Below are 6000 nucleotides of genomic sequence, written 5' to 3' on the forward strand. Positions count from 1 at the left end.
ACCTCTTGTTTCAGTCCGTTGTTTTCAGCCTGTAAATCCGTTTTCGCAACTTGCCGTTGAACGTATTGTTCTCGCGTATTGCTTCCGCGGCAATGCCGCATTGATGCTATCGGGCAGGACGGCGATGCGCAAGCCTTTTCACGGTGAAAAGACTTGCCGAAGAGACCGCCCGCCGTCGACTAATTCCGCGAATCGTACGAATTGACGTAACATGGAAGGCTTCTGCCGTCGACAATACGGCACGCCCGATTTGGAGATGCATCATGAATCTGATCGATCCCATTATCCAGTTCCAGAGCGAATTGCAGGCCATTCGCCGCAGCATCCATGCGCATCCGGAACTGTGCTTCGAGGAACACGATACCGCCGAACTGGTGGCACGCAAGCTGACCGAATGGGGCATTCCGGTATTGCGCGGCATGGGCGTAACAGGCGTTGTCGGCATTCTCAAGAACGGCCCCAGCGATCGCGCCATCGGTTTGCGGGCCGACATGGATGCGCTGCCGATGCAGGAAACCAATACCTTTGCGCACGCATCGAAGAACGACGGCAAGATGCACGCCTGCGGCCACGACGGGCACACGGCAATGCTGTTGGGCGCAGCGCATTATCTGTCGCAGCATCGCAATTTCGACGGCACGATCTACCTGATCTTCCAGCCGGCCGAGGAAGGCGGCGGTGGCGCCAAGCGCATGATGGACGAAGGTCTGTTCGAACAATGCCCGATGCAGGCCGTGTTCGGCATGCATAACTGGCCGGGCATTCCGGTGGGCGCATTCGGCGTGACGGCCGGGCCGATGATGGCATCGAGCAACGAGTTCGAAGTCATCGTGCGCGGCAAGGGCTGCCATGCCGCACAGCCGCACAAGGGCATCGATCCTGTCATGATCGCCGTGCAGATTGCGCAAAGCTGGCAAACTATCATCACGCGCAACCGCAATCCCAACGATGCGGCCGTGCTGTCGATTACGCAGATCCACGCAGGCAGCACAACCAACGTCATTCCGAACGAGGCCACGCTGATCGGCACCGTACGCACCTTTGGGTTCGATGTGCTGGATCTGATCGAGAATCGCATGCGCACGATCGCCGAACATACGGCGCAAGCTTTCGATGCCGAAGTCGAATTCCGCTTCATGCGCAACTATCCGCCGCTGATCAACCATCCGCAGGAAACCGCCTTCGCCGCCGACGTGCTGCGCAGCATCGTCGGCGAGGAAAACGTCGATACGCAAGTCGAGCCGACGATGGGTGCGGAGGATTTCGCCTTCATGCTGCAAGGCAAGCCGGGATGCTACGTCTTCATCGGCAACGGTGAAGGCAGTCATCGCGATGCCGGCCACGGGCTCGGACCGTGCAATCTGCACAATCCGAGTTACGACTTCAACGACGAACTTCTGCCGATCGGCGCCACTTACTGGGTACGTCTGGCCGAGGCATTTCTCAAGTCATAAGACCACGAGCGGCAACCTTGCCTTATGCCAGGATTGCCGCCACCTGACGCCCGACCTTGACGAGATATCCGCCATTCTGCCGCTGCCACGCTATGGCCGTCTGCTCATCGGCAAACCAGTTTTGTTCGTAATCGCCGAACATACCCAGCTCCAACCGATAACGATCCAATACGGCTGACGGGCAACCGTCTATTTCGCGCTTGCAGCGCTCCCATGATGCGAAGTCCAGTTCTCTTGCCAGCGCATGCAGCACGTGCTTCAGCTGCAAGGTAGCGCGTACCGCATGAAGTTCGGTGAGACGAATTTCCGGCGTCACCCTGGCCGCGACAATACGCCGCAATACCGGCAAGGCGCGACTCGGCTCGTCGGAACGCGCATCGCGCAACAGGCGACGGGCGTAACGGCGCAGGAATTCGCTATTGGTGAGATGTGTTCCGAGCGGATGCCGGACGTCGGGATGAATTGGGGAGTCGGTAGACCACATGACGTTTTCCTTTCTTGTCGTCGCTCTCGCTGCGACATCAAAGGGATCAACGTTGCGGTTTATTCATGAAGAAAACTACCGGCAGGTGCATCGGCTTTTGCGAGAGCGGGCTTCCTGCCAAGCCCGTGCGCGCATTGTAGCGCAAATTGCGGTTTCCCTTGCCGCGCACCGAAGCAAAGGCAATCGGCATGTGCTATCGCATCAACACATGGCCCGTTGCACAGCATTCCTGCGTCTGGCCTCGACCCCGCTCAACCAGGCAGTTGATCCGCCGTATCGCCCAGCCGTTTCCCGGGATTATCCTGCTCCAGCGCAAGCAGCACGGCAGATTGGTCGGCCTGCGGCGCATACGCCATGACTGCTTCGTAGTTTTCGGTCACCAGCTCCGTCACCGGCAGACGCAAGCCTGCATTGCCTGCAGCGATCAGCACGTTTTCCAGATCCTTGTACTGGCTCTTGACCTGGCCGCCGGGCATGAAATTCCGCTCCAGCATGCGTTGCCCATGCACTTCCAGAATCCGGCTTTCCGCAAAGCCGCCGCGAATGGCGGCACGCACCGCCGTCGGATCCGCTCCACCGGCTTGCGCCAGCAGCAGGGCCTCGGCAACGATGTTCAGCGTCCCGCCGACGATCAGTTGATTGCACAGCTTGGCGACCTGGCCGCAACCTGCCGGCCCGACCAGTGTAGGACGTCCCATTGCCGCCAGCACAGGTTCCGCCTCGGCGAAATCGGCTGCAGCACCGCCAGCCATGATCGCCAGCGTTCCAGCCTGTGCGCCGACTACGCCACCGGAAACCGGCGCATCGATGAAACGTACACCGTGCGCTGCCAGTTTGGCGTGCAGTTGTTGCGCTTCCGACTGGCGTGTCGAACTCATGTCGACGACCAATGCGCCCTGCCGCAATCCGGGCAAGGCATCGTCGGCCACCTGCAGCACGATCGGACCGGCTTCCAGCATCGTGATCACGATATCCGCATCACGTACGGCGTCGCTCGCCGTGTCGCACACTGTAGCGCCCAGCGATGCAAGCTCTTCGGCCTTGCTGCGCGTGCGATTCCACGCGGTTACCGGATAGCCGGCTTGCAGCAGCCGCGCCGCCATCGGTTTTCCCATCAGGCCGATGCCGAGAAAGGCGATGGCCGGTTTGTCTGCTGACTGCGTCACTTCAAACTCCTTGCTGATGAATTTTGTCCTGCATAATGGCGCAATCCCTTCACAAAAAGCAACTGCTCCGCCGATGGAAAACTGCCAAGCCATTCCCGTCCCGCGCATGCTGTTGGGCGAATGTCCAATATGGCATATCGAGGAATCCGCGCTGTACTGGATCGATATCGACGGCCGTGCCGTTCATCGCTTCCGTCCTGCCGATCAGGAGCACCGACTTTGGAGCATGCCATCCGAACCCGGTTGCATTGCGCTGCACAGCGAAGGCGGTTTGCTGGTGGCATTACGCTCCGGCTTGGCCAGGCTGGATACACTTTCCGGTGAACTGACACACCTCGTCGATCCGCCCTATGACCCCGCCACGACTCGCTTCAACGACGGGCGATGCGATGCACAAGGCCGGCTTTGGGTCGGCACCATCTACGAACCGCGCGACCGTCCTGATGCCGTCTTGTATCGCTTGCAGCAAGGTACGCTGAGCGACAGCGGCAAGCGTGCTACGGTGTCCAACGGCGTCGCGTTCAGTCCGGACGCCAAGACGCTTTACCACAGCGATACGACGACCCACCAAGTACGCGCGTATCCTTTCGACATCGCAACCGGCACGCTGGGCGATACGCACGTCGTCCGGCAGTTTTCGACCGACAAGGCCGATCCACATTACGGTGGTCGTCCCGACGGTGGTGCCGTCGATAGCGAAGGCGCATATTGGTGTGCGATGTATGAAGGCGGCCGGCTGCTGCGACTGTCGCCGGACGGCGATATCCTGCAGGAAATTCGGCTGCCGGCACACTGCCCGACGATGATGGCCTTCGGCGGCGACGATTTGCGCACGCTCTACATCACCACCGTCAGCCACAAGCGTTCCGCTGCGGAACTGGCGCGATATCCTTTATCCGGTCATGTGCTTCGCCTGCGCGTCGACGTTGCCGGCTTGCCCGAACATTTCTATCGCCCCTGAATTCTCATCCAGATGCCTTCTCTGATCCTCGCGCTCGATCAAGGAACCACTAGTTCACGCGCCATTCTGTTCGATCGTACCGGACGCATTCGCGGCTCGGCACAACAGGAATTTCCGCAATTATTTCCGCAACCCGGATGGGTAGAACACGATGCCGAGGCAATCTGGCAAAGCCAGCTTGATGTCGCACAGCAAGTCATGCGCGAACAACATGTCGCGGCAACCGACATTGCAGCCATCGGCATTACCAATCAACGCGAAACCACCGTCATCTGGGAACGCAAAACCGGTCAGCCGATCGCCCCTGCAATTGTCTGGCAGGATCGCAGGACAGCGTCGATATGCGAGCAATTACGCAACGATGGTCACGAACCCGTTTTCCGCGCCAAAACAGGCTTGTTGCTTGATCCTTATTTTTCCGGCACGAAGGTGAAATGGCTGCTGGACAATGTTCCGGATGCACGCGAGAAGGCCATCCGCGGCGAGCTGGCGTTCGGCACCATCGACAGCTGGCTGACATTCAAATTATGCGGGCGTCACCTTACCGATGTCAGCAACGCATCCCGCACACTTCTGTTCGACATTCATACGCTGGACTGGGATGACGAGCTATTGAGTCTGCTGGACATTCCGCGCAGTCTACTTCCCGAGATCGTTCCCAGCAGCGGCATCGTCGCCGACACTTTTCCTGCTCTGTTCGGCGATAGCATTCCCATCGCAGGCATCGCAGGCGATCAACAAGCCGCCACATTCGGCCAAGCGTGCTACACCCCGGGCATGGCAAAGAATACGTACGGAACTGGTTGCTTCATGCTGCTCAACATCGGAACCGAGGCCGTCGCATCGCAAAACAATCTGCTGACAACAGTCGGCTGGCAGTACGGTTGTGCCAACTCGAAGACGCACTACATGCTGGAAGGCGGAGTCTTCATGGCTGGCGCCACCGTGCAATGGTTGCGCGATGGCCTGAACATCATCACGCGCTCATCCGACGTGGAAGCGCTGGCGTGCAGCGTACGTGACAACGGCGGTGTGATTTTCGTACCCGCATTCAGCGGCCTCGGTGCTCCTTATTGGGATCCGCATGCGCGTGGCACGATCATCGGCATGACACGCGGCACGAACAAGGCACATATCGCTCGCGCCGCGCTGGAAAGCATCGCCTACCAGACTGCCGACCTGATGGACGCAATGCGGAAGGATACACAAATTCCATTGCAGGAGCTGCGCGTCGATGGCGGTGCCGCGCGGAACGATCTGCTGATGCAATTTCAGGCAGATATTCTGAATACTGTTGTCACACGACCTTCAATTACGGAAACGACGGCATTGGGCGCCGCTTATCTCGCCGGCCTGGCCGTGTCGTTCTGGTCATCTATCGACGAGCTCTCTTCCCTATGGCAAGTCGACCGTCATTTTGAATCTGCGATGTCGGAGGATGAACGTCAACATCGTCTATTCGTATGGCGCCGTGCCATACAAAGAGCGCAGGCATGGAATCAATGATGTGCTGGATATCACTAATCTCGACACTACCCAGACGTATTCGCCATACGAAATGAAAAAGGGCTGCACCTTTCGTGCAGCCCTTTTATTTTTGGTGCTGATGAGAAGAATCGAACTTCCGACCTACTGATTACGAATCAGTTGCTCTACCAACTGAGCTACATCAGCGAAGCACGAGATTTTACCAAATATTGCGCCGAAGGTGAAGGGTAGATGCGCTGAAGTGAGCCCGATTTCATTTAAGCACCTCATCATACGCTCTACAGATTTCGCCCTTTAGTCGAAAGATCATCCTCATTCAGAAGGCCCAGGGAAGTGAAGCGGCTGTGCGAGTCAGATGCGCTCGCCCCTTGAGAGCGAGGCTGCCGTGCGAGTCGTTTTGAGGGAGGAAATCTTGGAGCGTAGTAGCCGGCCCGGGCTGAGCAGAGC

At 58.5% G+C, this 6000-nt stretch carries 6 protein-coding genes and 1 tRNA gene; 3 read left to right on the forward strand and 4 right to left on the reverse strand.

Going from position 1 to position 6000, the window contains the following annotated elements:
• Window positions 1-263 precede the first annotated feature (263 nt).
• The gene (locus ACO1VH_RS05075) at window positions 264-1454 is read left to right on the forward strand and encodes a M20 aminoacylase family protein (protein WP_486243087.1); all 1191 of its coding nucleotides are present in this window, start codon (window positions 264-266) and stop codon (window positions 1452-1454) included.
• Between the two features lie 22 nt (window positions 1455-1476).
• Here the strand turns inward: ACO1VH_RS05075 and ACO1VH_RS05080 are convergent, their stop codons facing one another.
• From ACO1VH_RS05080 to ACO1VH_RS05090, 3 genes are all read right to left on the reverse strand, one after another.
• A complete protein-coding gene (locus ACO1VH_RS05080; protein WP_486243089.1) occupies window positions 1477-1938 on the reverse strand; it encodes a hypothetical protein in 462 nt (153 codons plus the stop codon).
• 46 nt (window positions 1939-1984) lie between these two features.
• A complete protein-coding gene (locus ACO1VH_RS05085; RefSeq protein ID WP_486243091.1) occupies window positions 1985-2128 on the reverse strand; it encodes a hypothetical protein in 144 nt (47 codons plus the stop codon).
• A 61-nt stretch (window positions 2129-2189) separates the two neighbouring features.
• On the reverse strand, window positions 2190-3104 hold the full coding sequence (locus tag ACO1VH_RS05090; RefSeq protein ID WP_486243092.1) for an NAD(P)-dependent oxidoreductase: 915 nt from the start codon (window positions 3102-3104) through the stop codon (window positions 2190-2192).
• Window positions 3105-3177: 73 nt separating this feature from the next.
• Here ACO1VH_RS05090 and ACO1VH_RS05095 point away from each other — a divergent pair, with 73 nt between their 5' ends.
• Together ACO1VH_RS05095 and glpK are read left to right on the forward strand one after the other, a co-directional pair.
• The gene (locus tag ACO1VH_RS05095) at window positions 3178-4065 is read left to right on the forward strand and encodes an SMP-30/gluconolactonase/LRE family protein (protein ID WP_486243094.1); all 888 of its coding nucleotides are present in this window, start codon (window positions 3178-3180) and stop codon (window positions 4063-4065) included.
• A 12-nt stretch (window positions 4066-4077) separates the two neighbouring features.
• The gene (gene glpK / locus ACO1VH_RS05100) at window positions 4078-5571 is read left to right on the forward strand and encodes a glycerol kinase GlpK (protein ID WP_486243096.1); all 1494 of its coding nucleotides are present in this window, start codon (window positions 4078-4080) and stop codon (window positions 5569-5571) included.
• Between the two features lie 92 nt (window positions 5572-5663).
• On the opposite strand, the gene ACO1VH_RS05105 is transcribed toward glpK, so the two are convergent.
• Window positions 5664-5739 (reverse strand) — tRNA-Thr (locus tag ACO1VH_RS05105).
• Window positions 5740-6000 lie beyond the last annotated feature (261 nt).

The sequence above is a fragment of the Oxalicibacterium sp. genome, from assembly GCF_057353965.1.

Excerpts from the sequence above, each read along its gene's own strand:
- glpK (WP_486243096.1), top strand. The coding sequence starts at position 4,078 with ATGCCTTCTCTGATCCTCGCGCTCGATCAAGGAACCACTAGTTCACGC.
- ACO1VH_RS05080 (WP_486243089.1), bottom strand. The coding sequence starts at position 1,938 with ATGTGGTCTACCGACTCCCCAATTCATCCCGACGTCCGGCATCCGCTC.
- ACO1VH_RS05085 (WP_486243091.1), bottom strand. The coding sequence starts at position 2,128 with ATGCCGATTGCCTTTGCTTCGGTGCGCGGCAAGGGAAACCGCAATTTG.
- ACO1VH_RS05075 (WP_486243087.1), top strand. The coding sequence starts at position 264 with ATGAATCTGATCGATCCCATTATCCAGTTCCAGAGCGAATTGCAGGCC.
- ACO1VH_RS05095 (WP_486243094.1), top strand. The coding sequence starts at position 3,178 with ATGGAAAACTGCCAAGCCATTCCCGTCCCGCGCATGCTGTTGGGCGAA.